23 protein-coding genes are annotated in these 22,173 nt (G+C 48.6%); 11 read left to right on the forward strand and 12 right to left on the reverse strand.

All coding sequences use genetic code 11. The annotated features are described in order from the left end of the window. Positions 1-36: 36 nt before the first annotated feature. Both AC4EHB_RS12445 and AC4EHB_RS12450 read right to left on the reverse strand, forming a co-directional pair. Entirely contained in the window at positions 37-1,779 is a 1,743-nt protein-coding gene (locus AC4EHB_RS12445; RefSeq protein ID WP_490975735.1) for a DNA/RNA non-specific endonuclease, read from the reverse strand. 92 nt (positions 1,780-1,871) lie between these two features. Further along, positions 1,872-4,241, reverse strand: coding sequence for a M14 family zinc carboxypeptidase (locus AC4EHB_RS12450; protein ID WP_490975734.1), 2,370 nt, complete (start codon positions 4,239-4,241; stop codon positions 1,872-1,874). Between the two features lie 254 nt (positions 4,242-4,495). Here AC4EHB_RS12450 and AC4EHB_RS12455 point away from each other — a divergent pair, with 254 nt between their 5' ends. The 3 genes from AC4EHB_RS12455 to AC4EHB_RS12465 all read left to right on the forward strand — a co-directional run bounded on the left by AC4EHB_RS12455 (position 4,496) and on the right by AC4EHB_RS12465 (position 6,291). Then, on the forward strand, positions 4,496-5,293 hold the full coding sequence (locus AC4EHB_RS12455; RefSeq protein WP_490981716.1) for a DUF817 domain-containing protein: 798 nt from the start codon (positions 4,496-4,498) through the stop codon (positions 5,291-5,293). A gap of 73 nt (positions 5,294-5,366) precedes the next feature. Beyond that, complete coding sequence (locus AC4EHB_RS12460) at positions 5,367-5,840, forward strand: GNAT family N-acetyltransferase (RefSeq protein WP_490975732.1); 474 nt, start codon at positions 5,367-5,369, stop codon at positions 5,838-5,840. 79 nt (positions 5,841-5,919) lie between these two features. After that, the gene (locus AC4EHB_RS12465; protein WP_490981717.1) at positions 5,920-6,291 is read left to right on the forward strand and encodes a DUF5655 domain-containing protein; all 372 of its coding nucleotides are present in this window, start codon (positions 5,920-5,922) and stop codon (positions 6,289-6,291) included. A gap of 62 nt (positions 6,292-6,353) precedes the next feature. Here AC4EHB_RS12465 and AC4EHB_RS12470 read toward each other — a convergent pair whose 3' ends face one another. The 3 genes from AC4EHB_RS12470 to AC4EHB_RS12480 form a co-directional block, all read right to left on the reverse strand. Next, a complete protein-coding gene (locus tag AC4EHB_RS12470; protein ID WP_490981718.1) occupies positions 6,354-7,244 on the reverse strand; it encodes a TIGR01777 family oxidoreductase in 891 nt (296 codons plus the stop codon). Between the two features lie 101 nt (positions 7,245-7,345). Then, positions 7,346-8,173 carry an undecaprenyl-diphosphate phosphatase gene (locus AC4EHB_RS12475; RefSeq protein ID WP_490975729.1) on the reverse strand — a complete coding sequence of 276 codons (828 nt, stop codon included), beginning with the start codon at positions 8,171-8,173 and terminating at the stop codon, positions 7,346-7,348. Between the two features lie 247 nt (positions 8,174-8,420). Continuing rightward, positions 8,421-8,867 (reverse strand): DUF4385 domain-containing protein, encoded by a 447-nt coding sequence (locus tag AC4EHB_RS12480; protein ID WP_490975728.1) that lies wholly within the window; start codon positions 8,865-8,867, stop codon positions 8,421-8,423. Between the two features lie 295 nt (positions 8,868-9,162). Between AC4EHB_RS12480 and AC4EHB_RS12485 the strand changes: the two genes are divergently transcribed. Next, on the forward strand, positions 9,163-9,807 hold the full coding sequence (locus tag AC4EHB_RS12485) for a hypothetical protein (protein ID WP_490981719.1): 645 nt from the start codon (positions 9,163-9,165) through the stop codon (positions 9,805-9,807). A 263-nt stretch (positions 9,808-10,070) separates the two neighbouring features. Here AC4EHB_RS12485 and AC4EHB_RS12490 read toward each other — a convergent pair whose 3' ends face one another. Together AC4EHB_RS12490 and AC4EHB_RS12495 are read right to left on the reverse strand one after the other, a co-directional pair. Beyond that, complete coding sequence (locus AC4EHB_RS12490; protein WP_490975726.1) at positions 10,071-11,708, reverse strand: thiamine pyrophosphate-binding protein; 1,638 nt, start codon at positions 11,706-11,708, stop codon at positions 10,071-10,073. Positions 11,709-11,728: 20 nt separating this feature from the next. Continuing rightward, complete coding sequence (locus AC4EHB_RS12495) at positions 11,729-14,503, reverse strand: EAL domain-containing protein (protein WP_490975725.1); 2,775 nt, start codon at positions 14,501-14,503, stop codon at positions 11,729-11,731. Positions 14,504-14,872: 369 nt separating this feature from the next. Between AC4EHB_RS12495 and AC4EHB_RS12500 the strand changes: the two genes are divergently transcribed. Beyond that, positions 14,873-15,229, forward strand: coding sequence for a DUF1801 domain-containing protein (locus tag AC4EHB_RS12500; RefSeq protein WP_490975724.1), 357 nt, complete (start codon positions 14,873-14,875; stop codon positions 15,227-15,229). A 23-nt stretch (positions 15,230-15,252) separates the two neighbouring features. After that, complete coding sequence (locus tag AC4EHB_RS12505) at positions 15,253-15,708, forward strand: GNAT family N-acetyltransferase (protein WP_490975723.1); 456 nt, start codon at positions 15,253-15,255, stop codon at positions 15,706-15,708. A gap of 71 nt (positions 15,709-15,779) precedes the next feature. Here the strand turns inward: AC4EHB_RS12505 and AC4EHB_RS12510 are convergent, their stop codons facing one another. From AC4EHB_RS12510 to AC4EHB_RS12520, 3 genes are read right to left on the reverse strand one after another with little or no spacing between them, the layout of a single operon-like run. Beyond that, complete coding sequence (locus AC4EHB_RS12510) at positions 15,780-16,547, reverse strand: class I SAM-dependent methyltransferase (RefSeq protein WP_490981720.1); 768 nt, start codon at positions 16,545-16,547, stop codon at positions 15,780-15,782. 17 nt (positions 16,548-16,564) lie between these two features. After that, the gene (locus AC4EHB_RS12515) at positions 16,565-17,593 is read right to left on the reverse strand and encodes an ABC transporter permease (protein WP_490981721.1); all 1,029 of its coding nucleotides are present in this window, start codon (positions 17,591-17,593) and stop codon (positions 16,565-16,567) included. Further along, the gene (locus AC4EHB_RS12520) at positions 17,590-18,315 is read right to left on the reverse strand and encodes an ABC transporter ATP-binding protein (RefSeq protein WP_490975720.1); all 726 of its coding nucleotides are present in this window, start codon (positions 18,313-18,315) and stop codon (positions 17,590-17,592) included. Before AC4EHB_RS12520 ends, AC4EHB_RS12515 begins: the two co-directional genes overlap by 4 nt. 257 nt (positions 18,316-18,572) lie before the next feature. Between AC4EHB_RS12520 and AC4EHB_RS12525 the strand changes: the two genes are divergently transcribed. Beyond that, the gene (locus AC4EHB_RS12525) at positions 18,573-19,376 is read left to right on the forward strand and encodes a metallophosphoesterase (RefSeq protein WP_490975719.1); all 804 of its coding nucleotides are present in this window, start codon (positions 18,573-18,575) and stop codon (positions 19,374-19,376) included. A 40-nt stretch (positions 19,377-19,416) separates the two neighbouring features. Here the strand turns inward: AC4EHB_RS12525 and AC4EHB_RS12530 are convergent, their stop codons facing one another. Then, positions 19,417-20,028: a 3'-5' exonuclease gene (locus AC4EHB_RS12530; RefSeq protein WP_490975718.1), complete on the reverse strand. Its 612-nt coding sequence runs from the start codon at positions 20,026-20,028 to the stop codon at positions 19,417-19,419. 103 nt (positions 20,029-20,131) lie between these two features. Here AC4EHB_RS12530 and AC4EHB_RS12535 point away from each other — a divergent pair, with 103 nt between their 5' ends. After that, positions 20,132-20,317 carry a CsbD family protein gene (locus tag AC4EHB_RS12535; RefSeq protein ID WP_490975717.1) on the forward strand — a complete coding sequence of 62 codons (186 nt, stop codon included), beginning with the start codon at positions 20,132-20,134 and terminating at the stop codon, positions 20,315-20,317. A 70-nt stretch (positions 20,318-20,387) separates the two neighbouring features. Here the strand turns inward: AC4EHB_RS12535 and AC4EHB_RS12540 are convergent, their stop codons facing one another. Further along, the gene (locus AC4EHB_RS12540) at positions 20,388-20,933 is read right to left on the reverse strand and encodes a GNAT family N-acetyltransferase (RefSeq protein WP_490981722.1); all 546 of its coding nucleotides are present in this window, start codon (positions 20,931-20,933) and stop codon (positions 20,388-20,390) included. Between the two features lie 208 nt (positions 20,934-21,141). Here AC4EHB_RS12540 and AC4EHB_RS12545 point away from each other — a divergent pair, with 208 nt between their 5' ends. The 3 genes from AC4EHB_RS12545 to AC4EHB_RS12555 all read left to right on the forward strand — a co-directional run bounded on the left by AC4EHB_RS12545 (position 21,142) and on the right by AC4EHB_RS12555 (position 22,106). After that, positions 21,142-21,426, forward strand: a complete 285-nt coding sequence (locus AC4EHB_RS12545; RefSeq protein WP_490981723.1) for a hypothetical protein — start codon at positions 21,142-21,144, stop codon at positions 21,424-21,426. 14 nt (positions 21,427-21,440) lie between these two features. Continuing rightward, positions 21,441-21,677, forward strand: coding sequence for an SHOCT domain-containing protein (locus AC4EHB_RS12550; protein ID WP_490981724.1), 237 nt, complete (start codon positions 21,441-21,443; stop codon positions 21,675-21,677). A 102-nt stretch (positions 21,678-21,779) separates the two neighbouring features. Then, on the forward strand, positions 21,780-22,106 hold the full coding sequence (locus tag AC4EHB_RS12555) for a four-helix bundle copper-binding protein (RefSeq protein ID WP_490975714.1): 327 nt from the start codon (positions 21,780-21,782) through the stop codon (positions 22,104-22,106). The last annotated feature ends 67 nt before the right edge of the window (positions 22,107-22,173 follow it).

Genomic DNA, 22,173 nt, shown 5'->3' on the forward strand with positions numbered 1-22,173 from the left:
GAAAAATTGGCTGCCTTTTTGCATTTAGCTAAGCACTTAAAACAAAATATCCCTTTTGCTTGCAATCGTTCTGCCCCCAACCATCTCCAAATTAGCCAATGGATCGTGTGGCTGCAGACCGCTGAAATCGATGCCAGCCAATTTATCGAGGAGCGCCACCGGCACCTGGAAAGTCTGGAACGGCCCATAGACGAATTCCAAATCCTCGATCAAGTCTCGCTGAGTCAGCAAGTAAGCTGTTGCTGACAGCGTACCGTCTTCTTTGGCCATAACCGCTACTTTCCAGAATTCGGCCGGAATTCGGAATTCACCCCGGTACAAAACATCGTCTTCCCGGAAAACCGGTCCGGTGAAGACGTTCACTTTAAAACCATTGGCCCCTGCGTTTTCCAGGATGTAATCTTCCAGGCTAAGCCAGGTCTTCTGATTAAGTGCTTTGTGCTGCGGCACGCTATTGGTGAAATGGAACGTATGGGCATTCGCCTCAATAGCATCCCTTCCCCAGTTCGGGTCCTGCCTTCTTGTTAAATGTCCGCGGTCCAGGTCATTCCGGTCATACAACTCCGGCCCGCTCTGGAATTCCCTAGCCAGCCGAGGATCGAAATACCATTTGTCATTCGAGCGCTGGACGCTGACCAATTGGCTGCCGTCGATGTTCACTGCCGAATAATAGGCAAGCCGCCGTGACCTGCTCATGACAATGGAAAAATGCGTATAGTCGAGCTTTGTCTCGCCGTCCAATGTTTCCGCAACATCCGCTCTATTTCTTACTGGCGGAAGCGGCACGTCCATCCCAAGCCCCAGAAACGCCGCGTCGTATCCGTTTGCGCCGCTGTACCAATCGGCATCGAGTTCGCCGACTTCCATCGGCTGGGGAACGGCGTCCCGAAGCGGCGCTTGGGGCAATATGGCATCCAGCAGACGGGATTCCGCTGCGTCCAGGTTCCCGCGCTCGCCGTCCAGATGGCGGAGAATCGAACTGATCCGGATGCCTTCATTGGCAATCCATCTACTGGAATCATTCGGATCCGGCACGCCAGCATGATGCAGCGCGGCGACGATCCACTGGTCATTGAAAACCGGTGAGCCTGATGAACCCGGCTCGGTATCGCTTACATAATGGACAAAATGGTCCGACAGGAACTTCACTTCGTTTTCCCGGACCGTCACCGCTTTCGGTCCCCCTTGCGGATGCTGGATGATGGAGACGTATTCACCTTCCAAAATCTTTCCGGGCATCGGCAGCAGCGGCAAATGGCCAAAATCCGAAACCAACGCTCCGCTCAGCGCCTTTTCCTGTACGGCAATGATCGAAAAATCCAGCGCTTCATCAGTGATGAACAGCCTCTCCGGCTCCAGCCGAAATGAGACAATGGTACGCGGCATGAAATTCACATCGTCTTCGTAATTGAACTCCGCAACGGCATTCAATGCGGTGTCATACGTATCAACCACATGATTATTGGTTAGGATCAGCGACGGTGAAATCAAAAAACCGGTGCCGTAGCCTTTGATCTGCCCCTGGTGGTTGCGCAGCGAAATGCGGCACACCGATTTTCCAGCATTTAATCCGGCTTCAAGATAAGCGATTGGAAACAAATCGCTGTTGTGGATGATTCGTTCTGTTGCGAGACTATCATGCGGGTTGATGACGCTCCGGCGCACTTCCATCGCTTCAGGTCCTGCTGCCACTGTTGCTTCCATCGCTCTTTCCTGTTGGAGTTTCTGGTAGCGAGCCAGTGCTTCTTGTTCAATATTCTCCATTCTTACATCTGTCATGCTGTCCTCTCCTTTATGGCTGGATTTTCAACATTCGACTTTGCAATGGAAAAAGAGCAGCTGATGAAAATCGGCTGCTCTCTATTGATCGTTTATTTCGTGTAAAGTGCGTTTGATACGAGGCGGAACAAATAATCTGTGTGGTCGCGGAATGCTGGCTCGAGTCCGATCAGCGTGACGTCTTTATCGCTTTCGCGGATAATGACCGGCTGGCCGGAAGCTGCCTGGTTCCCTTTCCAATGGCCTGCCATGAAGAAGTCGCTGTCATCGAAGGACGCTTGGACTTCTCCTGCTTCAGCTCCTGTGTACCAAGCCGGTCGATAAACGAAACCGATGTCGTCCTGGCTGTAGCCCGCTGTAATGCCGGTGCCGTCGTAGTCAACAGAAACGATGCCGTTGCTGTTGCTGCCGCCGCTATTGACGCTCACTTGCGTTAAGCCGAGCGTTTTGGTTGCGCGCGATGCGCCAGCTCCGGCTGCGATGTATTTGCCGCCGTCAGCGATGAACGCGTTGATGTTCGCTTTGAATTGATCCAATTGAGCAGCATTCTGGAAGCCGAATTCTTTGTTTGCCGCGCTTAAGTTTGTGGAAATCAAGCTTTCCGTGCCATTGTAGACGAACGCGTCAAAGCCTGCAAGGCCAGCTTCCGCCACTTCTACCGGTGACAGTTCCGTGACATCAAAACCAAGGCGTTCAAGCGCCAAATTCATGCCTGCATGCGACTGCACTTTGCCCATGCCGCCGTCTTCAAGGATGGCGACTTTCACAGAAGAAACCGCTTCGGCATCAGCCGGTACAGAACCGCTCTTCACTTGCAGGCCGGATGCTTTCACCGCTGCTGCGATTGTGTTGGCTGGCGCTTCCACAAAGAAATCTCCTGTTGTTTCGCTGCGTTTCACTGCAACGCCTTCGGCAAGAAGGCTGTTGACCAATTCAACCGCTTTGACGGATGAATTCGGAATAGTGAACGGCCCTTTTCCGGTTACCGAACCTTGTCCTTTTACTTCATTGACTTTCGTTGCTGCTACGTTGAACTCCGTGTTGACGGCGAATGCGTCAAAGCCCCAAAGTTCAGGTAGGCTCCAGGCAGAAATGTCGTACATTGCCGGCGTGTCATCGGTGATGTCCTCGCCGTCCCACAGGAACGTGTTCGCAAGGCCCGCTTTCGCTTGGTCCAGCTTCACGACATATGAACCTTTTTTATACGTCTTGCCTTCGACAGTGAAATCTTTCGTCGCTTTGATCACTTCAATATCGTTCGTAATCAAATGGTTGACCGCTTTTTCCGTTACCGTCGAATCTTTTTCATCCACTGGCAGCACATATGCTTCCGGGAAAAAGCCGTCTGCATGTAACGGATGGTCAAAGTCGATGCCGCGTTTGAAGATTTCAATCTGGTCCGTGATCATTTCGTCTTTATTGTCCGTTGCATATTGCAGCGCGCCCATGACGGCATCGTACATCCACTTCACGCCGTCTTCATCGTTTGTCGGCGCTTCTAATGTGTGGCCGTATGCACCGTGGTACATGGCGTACATCGGTGTGAAAATCGGCGGGTAATCGTCCCAGCCAGCCGCGTCGTCGCGCTGCGGTACATACGTACCCGTCATGTTCTGATAAATCGTGCCTTCGTATTCGCTTTTATTGCTCATAATCTCGGCTTCCATCGCTTCTGCTTGGCCATACGCCCATTTATTGTACAAATCGTACTCATAGTTCGGGTTATGCGGCGGCGTGCAAGGTTCGATCAAGCCTTGTTTGTTCGGTGCGTAATTTTTCACGTAGCCATGCGTATCGAGGAAAACCATCGGGTTCCATTCGGTAATCAAGTCAACGGTGTGCTGCGTTTCCGGCTGTGACTGCGTCACAAAATCACGGTTCAAATCAATGCCTTCGCCGTTAAAGCGCGTAGCGTCAATACGTCCGTCCGGATTGGCGACGACGTTGAAGACGAGGATATTGCTAGCCAGGATTTCTTGTGTCTGCACATCGTTTTGCGTAGCAAAGCGTTCGATCAATTGAAGCACCGCATCGCTGCCGACAAACTCGGTGCCATGGATCGAACCGTTGATCATGATCGGCACTTTGAAATCTGGATTATTGGCGATCCAGTCTTGTGCTTTACCTGGATTTTTGAACATCTGTTTGCGCAACGCCTGATTTTGGCCGAATTTGCCGCCTGATTTCGGATCAGCAATGGTCACGACATACAACGGGTTGCCGTCAGCCGACTCGCCTTGCACTTCCACTTTGATGCGGTTGGATGCTTTGTTGATGCGCTCTAACTCTGCACCGATCTTTGAGAATTTCGTAAAATCGTAATTCTCTGCGTTGAATTTGCTGCCGTCCTGCTCCTCTAAAGCGTTGACGTATGTAGTTTTCGGAGATTCTGCGAGAACCGAAGACCAAGGTGCTGTGGCGAGCATACTCATTGCTAATAAACCGCTTACTGTTCTTTTCATCTGATTTCCTCCTGTTTTTATATTGTGTATAAATATTAGTTAACATTAATAATAATTGAAGCTTTTGGTAAATACTATCAAACTATGCGACTAAAGTATAGTCAATTCAATAGTATAAAGGTCATATTTTATTTCATATGTGGGCTTTCATTTCCCTTTTTCATGAATCTAATTCCTCCCTTTCCAGAAACCTTGCCTTTCAATTCGGCGTTCTTATTGCAAAGGCTAAAACTGGAAAGCGGAGGTGGACCACCATGTTGAACTTTTTGCGATTCGGATATTTGCAGGCGGTATCCTGTATCTTCCCTGTTATCATCTTTGCTGCATTGGCAGTTTCAAAATTCGTTGAAATCCCCTTTTTGCCGCGCTATGATTTCATTTTGCTCATCTGCATCTTGGCACAGGTGTTCATGCTGGCATCGAAACTCGAGACATGGGATGAGTTCAAAGTCATCTGTGTATTCCATGTCATCGGATTGGCGCTCGAATTGTATAAAGTGCATATGGGCTCGTGGGCGTACCCCGAAGAAGCTTATAGCAAATTTTTCAGCGTGCCGCTTTATAGCGGCTTTATGTATGCGAGTGTCGCGAGTTATATCTGCCAATCGTGGCGGCGTCTCGACCTGCAGATTTTTGGTTGGCCAAAGCCGTTTTACTCAATCGCAATCAGTTTCTTGATTTACGCGAACTTTTTTACGCATCATTTTTTGTATGACATCCGCTGGGGCTTGAAAGTGTTGCTGTTTCTCGTCTTCTTACGCACAGTCGTGTCGTTCAGACTCCATGACAAAACCTATAAAATGCCGCTGATCCTGTCCTTTTTGCTTATCGGTTTTTTCATCTGGATCGCTGAGAACATCACGACGTTTCTCGGTGCCTGGCAATACCCGGACCAGCAAGCCGCTTGGTCGCTTGTCCATATCGGCAAGATTAGTTCTTGGTTCCTGCTCGTCATCATTTCCATCATCATCGTGGCGCAGCTAAAACGCGTGAAAAGTTCGGTACAGCAGCCCAGCCGCGCGCTTGTTCCGCTTCATAAGGAAAACTTATAGAAACCGATCTTTTTTTTCGAATTAACTTATGCGTCAGAGTCGGGTAAGATGGAAAGAAATCGGAGGTGAGGACATGCCTTTAACTTTCAGGCAGGCAGTGAAACAGGACGTCGGGCGGATCGTGGAGATGCTCGCGGATGACGTATTGGGGAAGGAGCGTGAACGTTACGCGCAGCCGCTTCCCGCAAGTTATTTAGAGGCGTTCCAGGCAATCGATGCAGACTCGAACAATGAATTGATCGTGGCTGTCGACGGAACTGGCCGCATTATAGGCGTTCAGCAAGTAACGTTCACGCCTTATTTGACGCATCAAGGCTCTTGGCGCGCAACGATCGAAGGCGTGCGGACGGATTCAACGGTGCGCGGACAAGGCATCGGCGGACAGCTGATCCGCCACGCCATCGAGCGCGCCAAAGAGCGCGGCTGCCTTCTCGTCCAGCTGACAACAGACAAACAGCGGCCGGACGCGCTGCGGTTTTATGAAGGGCTTGGTTTTACCGCTAGCCATGAAGGAATGAAGATGAAATTGGAAACAGAAGGGCAATAAAGTGAGAGAACCGAAATATGGGTTCAAGGGGTTGTGGAAACGAAAGCTGCAGACCCCCCTATTAAGAAGGAGGGAACGTATGGACAAGGAGGAGTGCGATTTCTTTGCGGCCATGCCAGCTGTTCTTCCGATTTACGAACGGTTAAAAGACAGTATATCAGCCGTTGTTCCACAAACACGTGTAGAAGTCCGGAAAAGCCAAATTTCTTTTATCGATAAGCGGGTATTTGCCGCTGTCTGGCTGCCACCCCGAAAAATCAGAGGGCGTCCAGACCACTATCTTATTGTGACGCTGTGGCTCGGCCATCCGATTCAGAGCCCCAGAATAGCGGAGGCTTCACCCATTGATCCTGGACGATGGGCGAACCACATTATCCTTGCCGACGCCGCGGAAGTGAACAATGAATTTTCAGGATGGGTTGCTGAAGCTTTAAAATTCTCACTCCAATGAAAAAGGAAACCCAAAGCGGTCTCCTTTTTTAATGCTTATTTATAGAAAACTGTCAGGTTGTTCTACTTCTTTACAATCTCTGCCAACGCTTTATCGAGTGTTTCATACTGGAATTTAAAGCTCGCCTGCTCCAGCCGCTCCGGGACGACCCATCGGCTCTTGAGGATCAATTCCGGTTCTGTTCCCAGTGCCACGGCCCCCAGTCCAAGCATCCATTTTGCTGCCGGCAGCCCGACTTTACGGTTCATCGCTCGGCGCATTGATGCCATCATATCGCTATTAGACACTGGGACCGGCGCGGAAGCGTTGAAAATACCGCTCAATTTTTCATGGTCGCGCATGAACAGCACAATACGGTACAGGTCTTCGATGTGGATCCAGCTGAACATCTGTTTGCCAGAGCCCTGCTTGCCGCCGAGCCCGAAGCGCACCATGTTTTGATACGGCTCCATGGCACCGCCTCCGCTGCCAAGGACGATTGCCATGCGCAGCGCAACACGGCGCGTGCCCTCTAATTTAAAATTGAAAAAAACCTGTTCCCATGCCTTGCCGACGTCCACCGAGAATCCTTCTCCCAGTTCGCCGTCCGCTTCCGCCATCGGCCGGTCTTCGGCGTGGCGGTAAATGGTCGCTGTACTGGCGTTGATCCACAGCGGCGGTGGATTTTCACAGGCCAGCATCGCTGTGCTCAGAATTTTCGTCGTTTCCGTGCGCGATTTCAGGATTTCATCTTTATTCTTATCGGTGTATCGGCAATCGACCGATTTCCCCGCCAAATTGATAAGCATATCCGCGCCTTCCAGCGCAGCGACGATGCCGTGATGGTCTTTCCACATGACGTGGTTGTTGAGCCTTGAAATGATGTGCACTTCATAGCCGGCTTCCGTTAGCTGCGCCTCAAAATATTGCCCGATAAATCCGGTTCCGCCTGCGATAACTACTTTCCGCTTCATCTGCTCTCCCCGTTTCTATTGTCAGTTAGTATACTAACGTTTCAAGCACTCCAAAAGATTCATAAAAAATAGGCATCCAGGAAATTTCTGGATGCCCTTTTTTATAGGAAGACAATAACCGATAAAATCGCCGCTAAAATCAGACGATAAATAGCGAAAGGTGTCAGTTTCACTTTCGCAATCAGCTTCAGGAAAAAGCGAATTGAGATCAAAGCGAAGATGAAAGCACTGATAAAACCGACTGCATAAAACGATAGATAATCCATCGACAGCGTATCCAGGTTTTTCAGTACCGATACAAGACTTGCACCGATCATAATCGGTACGGCCATGATGAACGTGAAATCTGCCGCGGTGCGGTGGCTCATGCCGAACAGCACGCCGCCTGAAATCGTCGCGCCTGAACGCGAGAATCCCGGCCATAGCGACAAACATTGCACAAGCCCGACTTTAAAGGCTTGCTTGTATGTAATTTCATCGAGCGAGTTGACTTTCGGCACGCGCGGCCCGAATTTATCAGCGGCAATCATCAGGATTGCCCCTGCAACCAATGCATAGATGACTGTTTCTACTCCGAACAAATGGTCATCGATTAAATCCTTGAATGCAAAGCCCAATACGACAGCTGGCAGCATGCCGACAATGACGTGAAGCAAGTTGAAATTCTTGTTCGTTTCTTGGCCTTCAATTTTGTATAAACCGACCAGGCTGAACAAACGTTTCCAGAACACGACAACGACCGCAAGAATCGAGCCAAGCTGGATGACAATCTTAAACGTATTTGCCGGATATTTCCCAAGAAACTCCTGCGATTTCAGCCACATATCATCCACGATGATCAAGTGCCCGGTTGATGACACAGGCGCAAACTCGGTCATCCCTTCCACAAAGCCCAGTATTAAGGCTTTCAATAAATCCATCCATTCCATTATTTCATCCTACTTTCTGCAAAGAGAGCACGGCTTGAGAATACCGTTTCGCCAAAAACAGCCTTTTACTGGCAGATGCCTCTGAACTCTTATGTATGTAATTTCCCTAAGGCTCTCTCCTAATGAATTCCGTTTTTATTATAACAGAACATGTTGCTTTGCCGAAATCGCTGGAAAATTTTAATATTACGGTCTCCTTTTGTTGGATAGGCAGGCAGCAATACGGCTAAAGACAGCGGTGCCGCCTTTAGCCGTATTTTTTCTGATGTTCTTTCTTGCGTCTGAGATAGTCTTCGTCTTCACGGAGCTCATCCCATTTCTTTTTGAAAATGGCAGCTGACTTTGCTTTTTCCGGATCAATCTGCCGTTCTTTGATGGTTCTGTCTTCGTTGTATTTTCTTCCGCCTTTGTAATTCGTGTAACGCCGAGCCCGGGTATAGCCCATCTGGATAAACTTGCGCGCCATGTCCATGCCGACAAAATCATCTTGTTTGCGGTATTCTTCGAACATCTCGTAAATTTTATCACAGGATTCCTGCGCAATTTCCGGCGTTTTGAAGCGCCAATGCGGTAAAATTTCGCCTTTATAAGGCTCCACAAGCAAGACTCCCTGCTCCCCTTTGCCCACCCGATACAGTTCCGGATGTTTCCGCAAATCCAAGTTCTTGTAATCGAGGTCATAATCAAAAGCCATTTGCACACACTCCTTTTTTATTTGCTTACCCGCTTAAGTGCGAATTGATGCACACCGTTTGGCTGTGGCTATATTTAGGGCGGCAAAAGAGCTAGTTCATGTAAAGCTTGGATTACTGCCGATTAACTGCGGGTTAGTCCATGTCAATGCCGGATTAATTCATGTTAATTTTTAAAATTACCTAATAATTGTCTTTTTTTACATAATTCCAACAAATAATACTTATCGATTCATCTTTTTTAGGATATAATTTCAATATAAAGAAAATTCATCCGTGACTCAGGGGGACGCTTGTATGAAAACTATTCAACCATCTTCAAACGAATCAGTGGCACACCATACTGACAAAACTGAGCGAATGGATGCTATCGTCCGCAATTCCGGAGGTGCGCTGGACGGCGACAAAATCTGCCGCATTGTCTATGAAGCGTTCGGAATCGATTATTGCATGGTCCCGGTGCTCGAAAAAGAGATCGGCTTGCTTGTGAAAAAAGATGATAACGCTTCCATTGCGGCAATCGACCATTATTTGGCTACCCGTGAACACGCCGCAGACGGTCCCGGCATCCGCAAAATGATGAACGAATTATTCGGCACGAATCTTGAAGGCATCGCCGCTCTCAGCCGCACACGTATTTCGCTGTATTCAAAAGGCCAATGGATCGCTCGCAAGGACGGCGACCTTTTTGAAATCCACACCGGCTTTGAGGACATCGACGTCAAAGTCATCCCTTCTGCATTTTTCACTGCACAGACGGGATTCCACAAGCTTCCTGACCCTCTCGAACAGGCCCTTTGCGCTCTCGGCTATACGTTCAATTATCAAATCAGCGCGTTTTATTACTGCAACCCCGAAGGGCGATCCGTGCCGGACCACTTCAAGCGGCAAACCGTCAATGCCATCATTGCGGTCACGAACGAACATTATTCCCAACTGTAACGCCCTCTTCTATAAGAGGGCGTTACAGACTGCCGAGAAACTTAGATGGTTCTTTGCATTTCGCTTCAGCGCACTTTCATGTCTCGAAGCTAGCGCAGCGATGCAGAGACAGAGACAGAGACAGAGACAGGAGCATATGTTTTAGCGGGGCTGTTTTGCGGAACATCGACTAAATAAAAAAAATGAATTATCTTTCTCAACAACTTCTAAACCCCCCTCTTCTATAAGAGGGGGGTTTTACTTTCTATTAATCGTTCAGGCTTTTATTTGCCGAATGAAGACAGGAATTTTACGCGATCGCCCATTGGCGGCGTATTGTTGTCGACAAGCGCTACTTCCAGAACTGCTGGTCCGTTGAGGCTTGTCAGGCGGTCCAATACATCCTGGTTTAAATCATCCATCGAATCCACCCGGAAACTCGGAATGTTCATCGCAGCTGCCATCGCTGAAATATCAACAGGCTCTTGCTCGAATGACGCATGTACGCGCTTGTATTGAAGCGAATGGCCGTGGTAGACCATACCGAGGCGTGCGTTGTTCATGACGACAAAAAGAATTGGCAGTTTATGCTCTTTCGCTGTCAAAATTTCCATGCCGTGCATAAAGAAGCAGCCATCCCCCGTCACTGCGACAACCGGACGTTCAGGCTCTGCGAACTTCGAGCCGATGGCAACGTTCAAGCCGCTGCCCATCGCGCCGAAATGGACATTGATGTCGAATGTTCCTGTTTCTGGAACGTCCATATGATGGATGACATACGCCATGAATTCACCGATATCGATTGTGTAGCGCGTTTCAGCAGGCAAGTATTGCTGCAATTTCAGCAATACGTTTTTTGTGCTGTATTCTGTAAGGTCCGCTGATGGCATTTCGGCAAGCGGCGCGTCTTTAGGCCGTGCCGTCAATCCAAGCGCTTTCAGTTCCTCAATAAGGAATGCCAGGCTCAAGTGGATGTCGCCAAGGATTGGCGCATCGACTTCGTATTTGCGGTTGAATACGGAAGCGTCAAAATCCAATTGAACAAGGAAGCGGTCTTTTGCCATATTGGCATTGTAATTATTCGTAGCGGTTTCGCCGAGGCTTGAGCCGATAACGAGAAGTGTTTTTCCGTCTCCTTCATTGATCAGCTTCGACGCCATGTCGCTGCCTGCAAATCCGAAGATTCCCGCAAACAAAGGGTGGCTGCTCTTCATGATGCTTTTGCCTTGCGGCGAGACCATAATCGGCCAATCAAGTAATTCCGCAAGTTCGACAAGCTGATCCGTGGATTGGCTTGCGCCTTGCCCTGCAAAGATATAGCCTGTTTTGCGTTCCGCCATTTCTTTTGCGGCGAATTTGATCGCATCGAGATCGGGCGCCATGTCGCGGCGCACTGGCGGAGCCGGAATTTCCGGTGTGCCCACATCGCCTTGCTGAACATCGATCGGCATTGCAATATGGACCGGCCCCGGAACGCCTGAAATCGCAATTTCCGTCGCTTTGGCAATTTCTTTCAACAGGTCCTTGGCATCCTTCACCGTCACGCTGTATTTGGTCACGGACTTGAAGACCGGATCCGCGTCCAATTCCTGCGACGCGTTCAATCCCATCGTGCTGACTGGAACCGCTCCTGTGATGAACAAAACCGGCAAATGTTCACGCATCGCATTGGCTGCGCCGGTCACCAAATTGGTTGCGCCCGGGCCGCTGCTGCCGATGCAGACGCTCATCTTATTCGAGTATTTTGCGTAGGAAGCAGCCATATAGCCCGCTGCTCCTTCGTGCTTCGCCACAACCGATGTAATTTCCGGCATGTCGTATAATTCATTGAAAAACGCATTGACAGATCCTGCTGGTATGCCGAATACGTGCGTCACTCCCGCGCCTTTTAAATATTCTAATGCAGAACGTACAGCTTTCATGATATTCCCCCTGGATATGATTAGTTTCTTTTCTCTCTTCCAAAATACTTAGCGGCAAGCTCGAGGGCAGTTATCGGCCGGCTGAAATAATAACCCTGCATGATAAAGCAGTTTTTCGATTTCAGGAACTCCAGCTGCTCGATTGTCTCGACGCCTTCCGCGATGACCTGCAAATTCAAGTTCTGGGCCAATGTAATGATCGTATTGGTGATGGCTGCGTTATCGTCATCCTGGACAATATCCTGAATGAACGACCGGTCGATTTTCAGGAAATCGATCGGGAAATTCTTTAAATAGCCGAGCGATGAATAGCCTGTGCCGAAATCATCGATGGCGATGTTGACACCGAGCTTTTTCAATTCCTTCATCTTCTTGATCGTCACTTTGCTGTTTTTGATAATTTGGTTTTCGGTCAATTCGATATGCAGAAATTCAGGCGCCAGGCGATATTCCGCCAAAGTCTCACCGATCATGGTAACAAGGTTGTCTTCTTCAAACTGGCGGCCGGATAAATTCACGGACATGCTCATACGGCTATGCCCCTGTTCCTGCCAGTCCTTCAATTGCCTGCAGGCATTCTTCAGCACCCAGCGGCCAATCGGCACGATCAAGCCGGTTTCTTCTGCAATCGGGATGAAGTCCACGGGCGAAACGCGGCCTTCAGTCGGATGGTTCCATCTGAGGAGCGCTTCAGCGCCGATGATTTCTTCGGTCGCGCTATCGATTTGAGGCTGGTAGTAAATTTCCAGTTCGTCATTGCCAAGTGCTTTGTAAAGCGCGTTTTCAAGCTTGATGCTTTCCATATTGCGATGGTTCATCTCGCTTTCAAAGAAATGGTAATGGGTCCCGGATTTTTCTTTTGATTTGTACATCGCTGCATCTGCGTGCTTGATGAGTATCTCGGCTGTATCGCCGTCTTGCGGGAACATACTGATGCCGATGCTCGTCTTGATGAAAACTTCATTGCCTTTCAAGGGGAATGGGTGGGCGAATGCGTCCATAACGTGCTCAAGCGCATCCAGAACATCCTCTTGGCCATTGACATCGGTGAGGATGATGGTGAACTCATCTCCTCCTTGCCTCGAGATGATGGCGTTCGGCGGGATGCTCACTTTCAGCCGCTCAGCCGCTTCACGCAGCAGCAAGTCGCCATAGCTATGCCCCAAACTGTCGTTGATCAATTTAAAGCGGTCGAGGTCCAAGTACAGCACAGCCACTTTCCGGTCTTTTTTCCGTGCTTCGCTCAGCGAAAAGTTCAGCCGGTCATTCAACAGCACGCGGTTCGGCAAATCGGTCAAGCTGTCGTAATACGCCAAGTATTTGATTTCTTCTTCAAGCAATTTACGCTCGGTGATGTCTTTGAACGTTACAACCTCGCCAAGCACTGAGCTGCCTTCCCTGATTTCGGAAATAACGCATTCTACCGGGAAATGCTCGCCATTTTTTTTGATGAATTGCTGATCCGGAGTGCAATTCGGCAAGTCTTTTCCATTTTCTTCGGTGACTTCGAAAATCACCCGGTACGATTTTCCGGTCAGCTCGTCTTTTTCATAGCCGAGCATGGCGGCACTCGCCGGGTTGCAAAACGTGATGTTGCCTTGCAGGTCCAGTCCGAAAATTCCTTCACCGGCGGAATTCAAAATCAGCATTTTTTCGCGGCCCAGGCTTTCCAGCTCTGCCACCACTTTTTCAAGCTCGCTGTTTTTTAAGCGGATTTCCGATGTCCGCTCCTCGATAATTACTTCCTGTTTTTCCATGTACAATAAATTCGATAGGGTCGAAGCCGTTGCATCAGCAATCGATTGGGCCAATTGCATGTCCGCTTCGTGGAACGACAGCCTGTCTTTTTCAAGTTCGACAATCGCCAGAGCGCCCAGCACTTCGCCCATCGCCACGAGCGGAATCATGAACATACCTTTGATGCCGAAATTCGTGCACACGTCATGGTTCGGCCTGCTGTCCGCAAAGACATCCGGTATGAGCAGCATTTTCTTCGTGCGCACCACTTCTTGCATCACAAGATCGTTGGTCTGATCGAATTCCTGTTTGTTATGGGTTTCCAGCCATTCTTCTTCTGTCCAGTCGCTGTCGCGGCTCAGTGTCGCCGGTTTAATGCGCTGGCCCGCGAGCGGATCGAGCAGATGCACGGCCACGTTCGAGTTGTTGAGTACTTTGCCGACATAAGCGAAGCATTTATCCAAGCATTCCTGCATTGTTGCACACATTGAAAGGTCGCGCGTCAGATCCAGCAGCAATTGCTTTTCAGCGATTAAATTTTCCTTGCGCGTCAAATTCGTGGCGTTGCGGATGGCGACGCCCGCCATATTGACATACGCTTCGACCGTCTGGATTTCTTCTTCCTTCAAATTCATCGGGATGCCGTAATCGAACAGGAATACCAAGCCGAACAACTCGTCTTCATACGTAATCGGCAGCGCTAGCAGCGATTTGATCTTGAAGGCACCGACTGCACGCGGGTCCGGGCGCGTATCTTTTGAAGTGTCCGGGATATAAATGGTTTTTTTAGTCTCGACAACTTCTTTCGCAAGTAAATCATATTCCATATCGATGACATGCATATCAAGTGTCGTGCCGTTGATGTATTTCGGCTTTCCTACATACCCCCGGTAATCGCCATTGCTTTCCGGTAGGTAAATACCCACCGAATCGCATTGGACAATTTCTTCTGATATCGCTGCCGTTACGTGCTCAAGCACTTCCCGAAGCTCCAATTTCGTATTGATCAGCCTCGTAATATGCGCAAGTCGCGAGTATCTTGTTTGTTCTTTTTGCATGCACACGCTCTCCATTCCTATTGCTTCCCAGCATGATTTCCCTGTTTGCAGAACTTTTAAAAAATGCCTTAAATTTACAATATTTCTCAACTAATTTTACCATAAAATCAGAATACTTTGTACCACATTTTAATTAAGGCATGGGCATATTATTTTACTAAGACAATAGCACCAACCTTATTAACGTAAATGCTGTTCAGAAGATACTAGACAATTATCAATTTTCCGTCAATACATACTTTTCATTGCCCCTTTTCTGTATCCAGCGTTTTCATTTACAGGTAAGATAGAGGTTGAACGGAACGAAGCCGGATGCGCACTGGCTGTTTGTGATGGTTTCACCCAAAATGAATTAAAGGGGCGATTTTGATGAAAGAGTTGCATAACCCATTGGCAGATCCATTTTTTAACGAGTTGGACGAACATGTAAAACCGCTGGCGCTCCAATTACGGGAGCTCATTTTCGAAGCTTCATCCAAAATGTCGGAAGAAATCAAATGGTCCAAGCCTAGCTATTCGCATGACGGGCTGGTGTGTTATTTGCAGCCGGCGAAAAACCACGTCAATTTCGGTTTCTATCAAGGCGCGCAATTGCCTGACTACGGCAATCTGCTGGAAGGCGACGGCACGAAAATGCGGCACATCCGCATCCATAAACTATCGGATATCCAGCCGGAGCCTTTCAAAAGCTTGATCTGGGAAGCGATTGAATTTAATCAGAAATAAGCGGTTAATGAATGTAAAAGGGAATGATTGATATGAACGTACAGATTGAGGAATTGAACGCAGCAAATTGGTATGATTGCTGCAATTTGGCGCTTGCAGAGGGCCAGGAGCAATACATGGAGCCAAACTCAGTATCCATCGCACAATCGAAATTCGAACTTTCGCTCAAGCCTTATGCCATTTACGCAGACGGCCAGATTGCCGGATTCCTGATGTACAATTCCCAGTTGGAAGAACTCGAAAGCTATTGGATTTACCGCATCATGGTCGACAAAAATCACCAAGGCAAAGGCATCGGCAAAGCTGCAGTGAAATTGATGATCGATGAAATGGCGAAAACGCTCGATGCGCAGAAAATCGCTGTCGGCTATCACCCTGAAAACACTGGTGCCCACGCCCTTTATGAAAGCCTGGGTTTCCATGACAACGGCGATCGCTTTGGCAAAGAAATGGCCGTCGTGAAAAACATGGCAACATGATAAAAAAGGCGTTCAATCCCCAAATGGATTGAACGCCTTTTGCTTTTATTCCATATCCTTGCTATACACCCTTAAAGCCCGCGCTTGTTCGCGACCGCTTCAAAAGTCAGTATTTCCCCGATGCGCGATGGCGCTTTGCCGTACTGGTAATCCGCCGATACCGTAACCTCTGTGAAACCGGCGTATTCGAGCAGCATTTTGAACTCCTCGATGCCATACCAGCGCATCGGGAACCATTCAAGTTCCGTCCCGATGAGCTCGCCATCACGCCATTTTTCGTAGCGGTTCTGCCCGATCGAATATTGGTTCAGCCAGTCGACTTCCACTTTTTTCGATTCCACCGTAATCACTTCGCCATACGGGGTATTCCATTTGCGCGTATTGGTTTTTTCAAGCTCAATATTCCCTGGCAGCGACACATCGACAATCAGCCTGCCGCCGTCTGCTAGATGGCGGTGGAAATTATGCAGCGCCTGGACTGATATTTCCCGCTCGTGCATGAGCAGGAATGTACCCGTCGAGATGATAATGGCCTGATAATCCGTTTCGCTTTCAAATGATTCCATTGATGCTTCAAAGACGACCGGGTCCAAACCGCGGTCCTCGCAATTAGCCCAGCAGATTTCGAGCATTTCCGTCGATGAATCAAAGCCGTCGACGTCAAATCCCTTTTCGAGCAGCGGAATCAGCATGCGCCCCGTGCCGACAGCCGGCTCGAGAATCTTGCCATCCACACCTTCCAATCGCTCCGCGTAATATTCGATGTCACCGAACGAACTGCCGATTGGCTTGTCCAGGTCGTAAACTTCTGATGATAGTTTGCTGTAATAGCTTAACAAATGTTTCCCCCTCCTCTTTATAGCGACCGGTGCGATTTGAGCACCAGCAGATTCAGCGTGATGAACACGGCGGCAAATGCCATAAGCGCCGCCAGTTCCCCTTTGATGGCGTCGAAGCCAAGCCCTTTATACATGACTGCCTTTAATGCTTCCGCGGCATAATAAATCGGCATGGCTTTCGCAATCGCCTGCAGCCAGTCCGCGAGCCCCTCGACCGGGAATATGCCTGCAAAGAAAATCTGCGGCACCACGACGAGCGGGATAAACTGCACCATCTGAAATTCGGTGGCTGCGAACGTCGACAATAGGATGCCAAGCGACAGCGCCACCAATGCCAGCGACAGGTTAATCATGATAACATGCCAGACCGACCCGGCAACGACAACATCCAGCACAAGGATCGAGAACGCTACGACTATGATGGTCTGAACTACTGCAAACAGTCCGAAGCCCACCAAGTAAGCCGCAAGCAATTCACCTTTGCGGATCGGCGTTGCCATCAGCCGCTCCAATGTTCCTGAAGTCCGTTCTTTCAGCAAGCCGATGCCCGAAATCAGAAAAACGAAAAAGAACACGAAAAAACCGATCAATACCGGGCTTAATACATCAAAAAAAGCGGTATCCTCGCTGCCGTAAATGAACTGCACAGCAATTTCCTCCGGTCGTTCTTCAGGCTCCGCTGCCAAGCGCATCGCCGCGTTACTGACTTGCGCCGACAGTGCTTTTGAAGCTGAAGGCTCTTCGTTCAATAAAATCAACGACATCTCGCCATTCGCAACCATCAGCAAACCGTCCAATTCATGATCGATGACCGTTTCACGGATCGCCTCCTCATACGGGATGACGTGGACTCCGCGTTCTTCGAGTGCAGCGGTGAACCAGACATCCACATTGACCGTGCCAAGCACAAGCTCTTCCGTTTCGTCGTTAAAGAAAAAATACATGAGCGTCAAAATAATCAACGGTGCAAAAAACAGCAGCGCGAGCGTGCGCCGGTCCCTCAGCAATTGTTTGATGATGCGCTTGACGATCGCCAGAATCCTCATCGGTGCTCCCTTCCGGCTTTCAGGAAAACTTCCTCGAGATCCTTTGCCCCATAAGCTTGCTTCAACTCGGCTGGCGTGCCGGTCGCGAGGATCCGGCCCTCCCTAACGAGCGAAACGATGTCGCAGCGCTCGGCTTCATCCATTACATGGGTCGTAATGATAATCGTTTTCTCATGCTCCTTTTTCAAGTGCAGCAATTCCGTCCACACCGACAGCCTCAGTTCAGGGTCCATGCCAACAGTCGGCTCATCTAGAATCAGCAATTTCGGATTGTGGACCAGCGCAATAGCAAGTGATAAGCGCCGCTTCATGCCACCCGAATAAGCCGATACCCGCTTGCCGAGTTCAGCGGTTAAATTGACGATGCCGGCGGCGTATGCGATGCGCTTCTTCCGGGCTGCACTTTTCAAGGGGTACAGCGAAGCGAAAAAATCCAAATTCTCTTTACCCGTCAACTCCGTATAAAGCGCATCCGCTTGCGCCATATACCCTACCTTCTCCAACAATTTAAGGTTCGGCACATTGACGCCAAAGATACGGATCGCACCTGCATCCGGCGCCGTAATGCCCACAATCATTTTGACCAGCGTCGTCTTTCCCGAACCCGATGGCCCGATCAAGCCGTAGATCATACCTTCACCGATTAAAAAGCTGATGTCCGTCAGCACTTCCTTCTTGCCGTAAGATTTGCTGACGCCTTCTACTTCAACTGCCTGCTCCATTGATAAACCCCCATCCCATAAAAAATGAAGTTTTGCGTTTTTGCTGCAAGGCTTTGAGGCTTTTTCCAGCCGGAGCGTTTTTTATATCCGCTTCTTAAATTTCATTCTACATGTTTTTTTTTCAAATAATAGAAACGAGGCTTATTTTTTCAGAATCGTTTATTAGTTCTGGCATCTGCGTTATACTTTTTACAAAAGCTTTTGCAAAAACCATAGCAAACCTTATTTTCAGCTGCGAAACAAAGGGGGAGCCGCATGTGAAGATTGCAGTGTTGTCAGACATTCATGAAGAATTGAACCGGAAGAAAACGGGCGCGGATATCTTGGCATTGATTGAGCAATGGCTGACGATCCACCGCCCGGATGTTTTTATTATCGCCGGTGATATTGCGGGCGATCCAGATAGGGCGCTGGAACTTTTAGAAGGATTACAGGCAGTTGTGCCATACATCCGGCTGCTGTTTGTCAACGGCAACCACGATATTTACGCCCCCGATTCACAGGCAGCCTATGATAAATTATTGGCGTTCCCCGGCAATTTGGGCAATGGACCTGTCGAACTCAGCGGCGGCTGGGTCATCATTGGCGATGGCGGCTGGTACGATTATTCGTTTGGCGTCGATGGACACACAGAAGAGGAATTTGCCGCTGGCGTCTACAAGGATTACCATTGGCCGGATATGCGCCACGCACATTGGCCGCGTTCCGATATCGAGGAAACCGGCGTTTCGCTGGCAAAGCTTGAAGGTTGGCTCCAACAGCACGAAGGCAAGAATATCATCATGGTGACGCATGTCATCCCGTTCCACCATTACCTGCGCGTCAAAAATATCGGCAGCTGGGATTTTTTCAACGCGATGATGGGCAGTGTGCGCTACGGGGAACTTGCGCTGAAATACCACGTGAAGAAATATATTTTCGGCCATATCCATTTGCGCTACCACGACTGGCATGAAGGCATTGAAGTGATCTGCAACCCGCTCGGCTACTACCCCTCCGAATGGCATGCTGATTCCCCTAAAGATGAGATTTTTTCAGCCATCAAAATTGTAGAAATATAAAAAATCAGCCTCCGGCGCAATTGCCGGAGGCTGATTTGGTTTAAAGCCTTGAAACACAAAATTGGTAAATAGCTGCTGTTGCCAAGCAATCGCCAAGCGCGTCATGGGCGTTATGCTCCAACTCAAGAAATGCTGACAGTGTCGTCAGTTTATGGTTTGGTGTTTCGGTAATCGCTTTTCTTGCCAGACGAACTGTATCGATGACGGTGTATTCCGGAATCGGTGTGATTTCTTCCAGCGCGTACAAAAAGCCCATATCGAATGGTGCGTTATGCGCGATAATCGGCAAGCCTTCGATGAACGCGATCAGTTCATGCGCGACTTCTTCGATGACCGGCGCTTCCTGGACGTCTGCATTTGTAATGCCTGTGATTCTTGTAATTGTACTGGAAATATGGCATTCCGGATTGATCATTAAATACATGGTATCTTCCCGATTATGGCCAATGTATTTCACGGCACCAATTTGGATGATTTTATCGCTTCCTGCTTTCAGGCCAGTCGTTTCAAAATCGAGGACGACGTAATTCTCCACGGTCTTCATGCTGGGCTTATATTTTTTAGGCTGGGCCGTTGCTTGCCTTCCGCGCCACGGCGGCCGGGTTTCTCTTAATTTCTGGTCGATTATTTGATTGGGATCTCGTTTATCCATGTTGTCCCTCCTTTTTCGGTTCCTTCTATTGTACCGAAAAACGTTTAACTTTTCCTTTTTCAGGCTATATAATCAGTAACACATTAATAAGGAGGAATTCATCATGGCAGGAGACAAAGGATTCGGAGATAAGCTTAAAGGCGCAATCAGCAAAGGCAAAGGCGAATTGAAAGACCAAGTCGGGAATGCTAAAGGTGATTCAAATCTCCAAGCTGAAGGCAAAAAAGACAAAACCAAGGGCAATATCCAAGACACCATTGGCGACATCAAAAAAGGTTTCAATAAATAAGCATACCAAAAACTCCTTAGCAGATGTTATGCTAAGGGGTTTTTTCGTATCCGCTCTTAGTGAAAAGGTTTTATTTCCCTTCCCATTCTTCAGCGAGCATGCCGTAAACCACATGGTCGACGTACCTCCCGTAAAGCCACTCCGCTCGGCGGATGGTGCCTTCCTCAACATAGCCGAGGCGCTCCGGTATGCTCCGGCTTTTCACATTGCCGGCCGCTGCACGGATTTCCACTTTATTGAGCTCCAATTCTGTCAGCGCATAATCTGTCAACGCACGCGCCACGCGCGTCATGATGCCTTTCCCTTGGTAATCCTGCCCCAGCCAATAGCCGATATAAGCGGTTTTATTGGACCGATTGATGTTATTGAATCCACCTACACCGACAATTTCCCCTTTGAACAAAATTACCGTATTCAAGGTTTTGCCTTCCGCGTAATTCCCTCTGCCAGCCTTGATGAAATCTTCCGTATCTTTTAATTCGGTCGTGTAATCCAGCCACGGCAGCCATTCTTTCAAGTAGTTCCGAGAGTTGTCGGTCAGTTCGAAAATCGGCTTTGCGTCTCCAAGATCCACAAGTTTCAATGACAAGTCATTATCAATTTTATGTATAAACATAAACCATTCCCCTCTCTTTTTATTTTATATCGTAGCATATCCGCTTTTGCTGTGGCTTTTTCATGAAATAAATATTCCGATTTCTAATAATTAGAATATTCTATATATTATGTTGTACACTATTGGTAATTGATATTCACTTTCAGTGTTAAAGACTTAGGCAATAACAATCCAAGATGTTGGACTCTGCTGAAAGGAGACGACCGTAATGGCTTATCTCAGCTTTGTTGTCTTTATGCGGGAAGATCCCCACTACGGATGGCTGCTCCTGATTCATATTGCCTTGTTGGTTCTCCCTGTCCTGTTGGTGGTTTATACAAGGCGCATCGGTTCAGCGATGGAGAAAGTCAATTACTCGCATTTTATGGCGCGGCTTTTAAAAGATCAGTTCTGCAATGGGGAAATAACCGAAGACCAATACCGCTGCAGAATGCGCGAATGGGAAGACGATGCAAGGCGGCATCTTTCGCTTAAAAGCCATAATAAAGAATAACGGGGGTGAATGCAATGGCAGAAACAGAAGGCGTACGGATTTCATTTTTCATGATTCTCCTTATTGTGCTCATTCTAGTGGCAGCCATTAGCGCTGTGGCGATTTACGCAAGACAGCGCAGCATTGGCTCCTTAGGCTCTGCTGAAAAAAAACTGGATGACCGCTTTGCCAAAGGCGAAATCAGCGCCGAAGAATATCGGCAGCGCCTGCAGGAGCTCAACAACAGGCGCAAAAGGCCGCCAGAAGGATAAAAGTGTGCAGATTCCAAGGAGTTTGCCCCATTCCGTTTAGACTTCCGAGCTTGGGGAAATCTGAAAGGGAGAGCAGTAAAATCTGAAATGGAGGTTATAGGGATGGCTCATGAACAACATGCAGAATTGATCAAAACATTGCACGACTGCGCGGAAGCTTGCAATCATTGCTTCGACGCGTGCCTCAAAGAAGACGACGTCAAGATGATGGCTGAATGCATCCGCCTGGACCGTGAATGCGCGGACATCTGTGCGTATTTGGAACATGCCATTACACGCAATTCGCCTTTCGTTTCTGAATTGGCGAAAGTTTGCGCAGTTATTTGTGAAGCATGCGGAACAGAATGCCAAAAACATGACCACGACCATTGCCAGCGCTGTGCGGAAGCATGCATGAAATGCGCAGAAGCTTGCAGAAACGCAGCATAATCCTTATTTTCAACACAAGAAAATCCCTCCTGCATAGGAGGGATTTTTTATGCCTTTAACTACCGAG

The organism is Planococcus sp. TJ-302 (assembly GCF_058268455.1).

Bases quoted from the DNA above. Each gene is read 5' to 3' on its own strand.
- AC4EHB_RS12505 (WP_490975723.1), top strand. From the start codon at position 15,253: ATGATTGATATGAACGTACAGATTGAGGAATTGAACGCAGCAAATTGG.
- AC4EHB_RS12465 (WP_490981717.1), top strand. From the start codon at position 5,920: ATGGACAAGGAGGAGTGCGATTTCTTTGCGGCCATGCCAGCTGTTCTT.
- AC4EHB_RS12550 (WP_490981724.1), top strand. From the start codon at position 21,441: ATGGCAGAAACAGAAGGCGTACGGATTTCATTTTTCATGATTCTCCTT.
- AC4EHB_RS12530 (WP_490975718.1), bottom strand. From the start codon at position 20,028: ATGGATAAACGAGATCCCAATCAAATAATCGACCAGAAATTAAGAGAA.
- AC4EHB_RS12460 (WP_490975732.1), top strand. From the start codon at position 5,367: ATGCCTTTAACTTTCAGGCAGGCAGTGAAACAGGACGTCGGGCGGATC.
- AC4EHB_RS12515 (WP_490981721.1), bottom strand. From the start codon at position 17,593: ATGAGGATTCTGGCGATCGTCAAGCGCATCATCAAACAATTGCTGAGG.
- AC4EHB_RS12490 (WP_490975726.1), bottom strand. From the start codon at position 11,708: ATGAAAGCTGTACGTTCTGCATTAGAATATTTAAAAGGCGCGGGAGTG.
- AC4EHB_RS12500 (WP_490975724.1), top strand. From the start codon at position 14,873: ATGAAAGAGTTGCATAACCCATTGGCAGATCCATTTTTTAACGAGTTG.
- AC4EHB_RS12535 (WP_490975717.1), top strand. From the start codon at position 20,132: ATGGCAGGAGACAAAGGATTCGGAGATAAGCTTAAAGGCGCAATCAGC.
- AC4EHB_RS12480 (WP_490975728.1), bottom strand. From the start codon at position 8,867: ATGGCTTTTGATTATGACCTCGATTACAAGAACTTGGATTTGCGGAAA.
- AC4EHB_RS12475 (WP_490975729.1), bottom strand. From the start codon at position 8,173: ATGGAATGGATGGATTTATTGAAAGCCTTAATACTGGGCTTTGTGGAA.
- AC4EHB_RS12545 (WP_490981723.1), top strand. From the start codon at position 21,142: ATGGCTTATCTCAGCTTTGTTGTCTTTATGCGGGAAGATCCCCACTAC.
- AC4EHB_RS12470 (WP_490981718.1), bottom strand. From the start codon at position 7,244: ATGAAGCGGAAAGTAGTTATCGCAGGCGGAACCGGATTTATCGGGCAA.
- AC4EHB_RS12540 (WP_490981722.1), bottom strand. From the start codon at position 20,933: ATGTTTATACATAAAATTGATAATGACTTGTCATTGAAACTTGTGGAT.
- AC4EHB_RS12485 (WP_490981719.1), top strand. From the start codon at position 9,163: ATGAAAACTATTCAACCATCTTCAAACGAATCAGTGGCACACCATACT.
- AC4EHB_RS12495 (WP_490975725.1), bottom strand. From the start codon at position 14,503: ATGCAAAAAGAACAAACAAGATACTCGCGACTTGCGCATATTACGAGG.
- AC4EHB_RS12455 (WP_490981716.1), top strand. From the start codon at position 4,496: ATGTTGAACTTTTTGCGATTCGGATATTTGCAGGCGGTATCCTGTATC.
- AC4EHB_RS12520 (WP_490975720.1), bottom strand. From the start codon at position 18,315: ATGGAGCAGGCAGTTGAAGTAGAAGGCGTCAGCAAATCTTACGGCAAG.
- AC4EHB_RS12445 (WP_490975735.1), bottom strand. From the start codon at position 1,779: ATGACAGATGTAAGAATGGAGAATATTGAACAAGAAGCACTGGCTCGC.
- AC4EHB_RS12555 (WP_490975714.1), top strand. From the start codon at position 21,780: ATGGCTCATGAACAACATGCAGAATTGATCAAAACATTGCACGACTGC.
- AC4EHB_RS12450 (WP_490975734.1), bottom strand. From the start codon at position 4,241: ATGAAAAGAACAGTAAGCGGTTTATTAGCAATGAGTATGCTCGCCACA.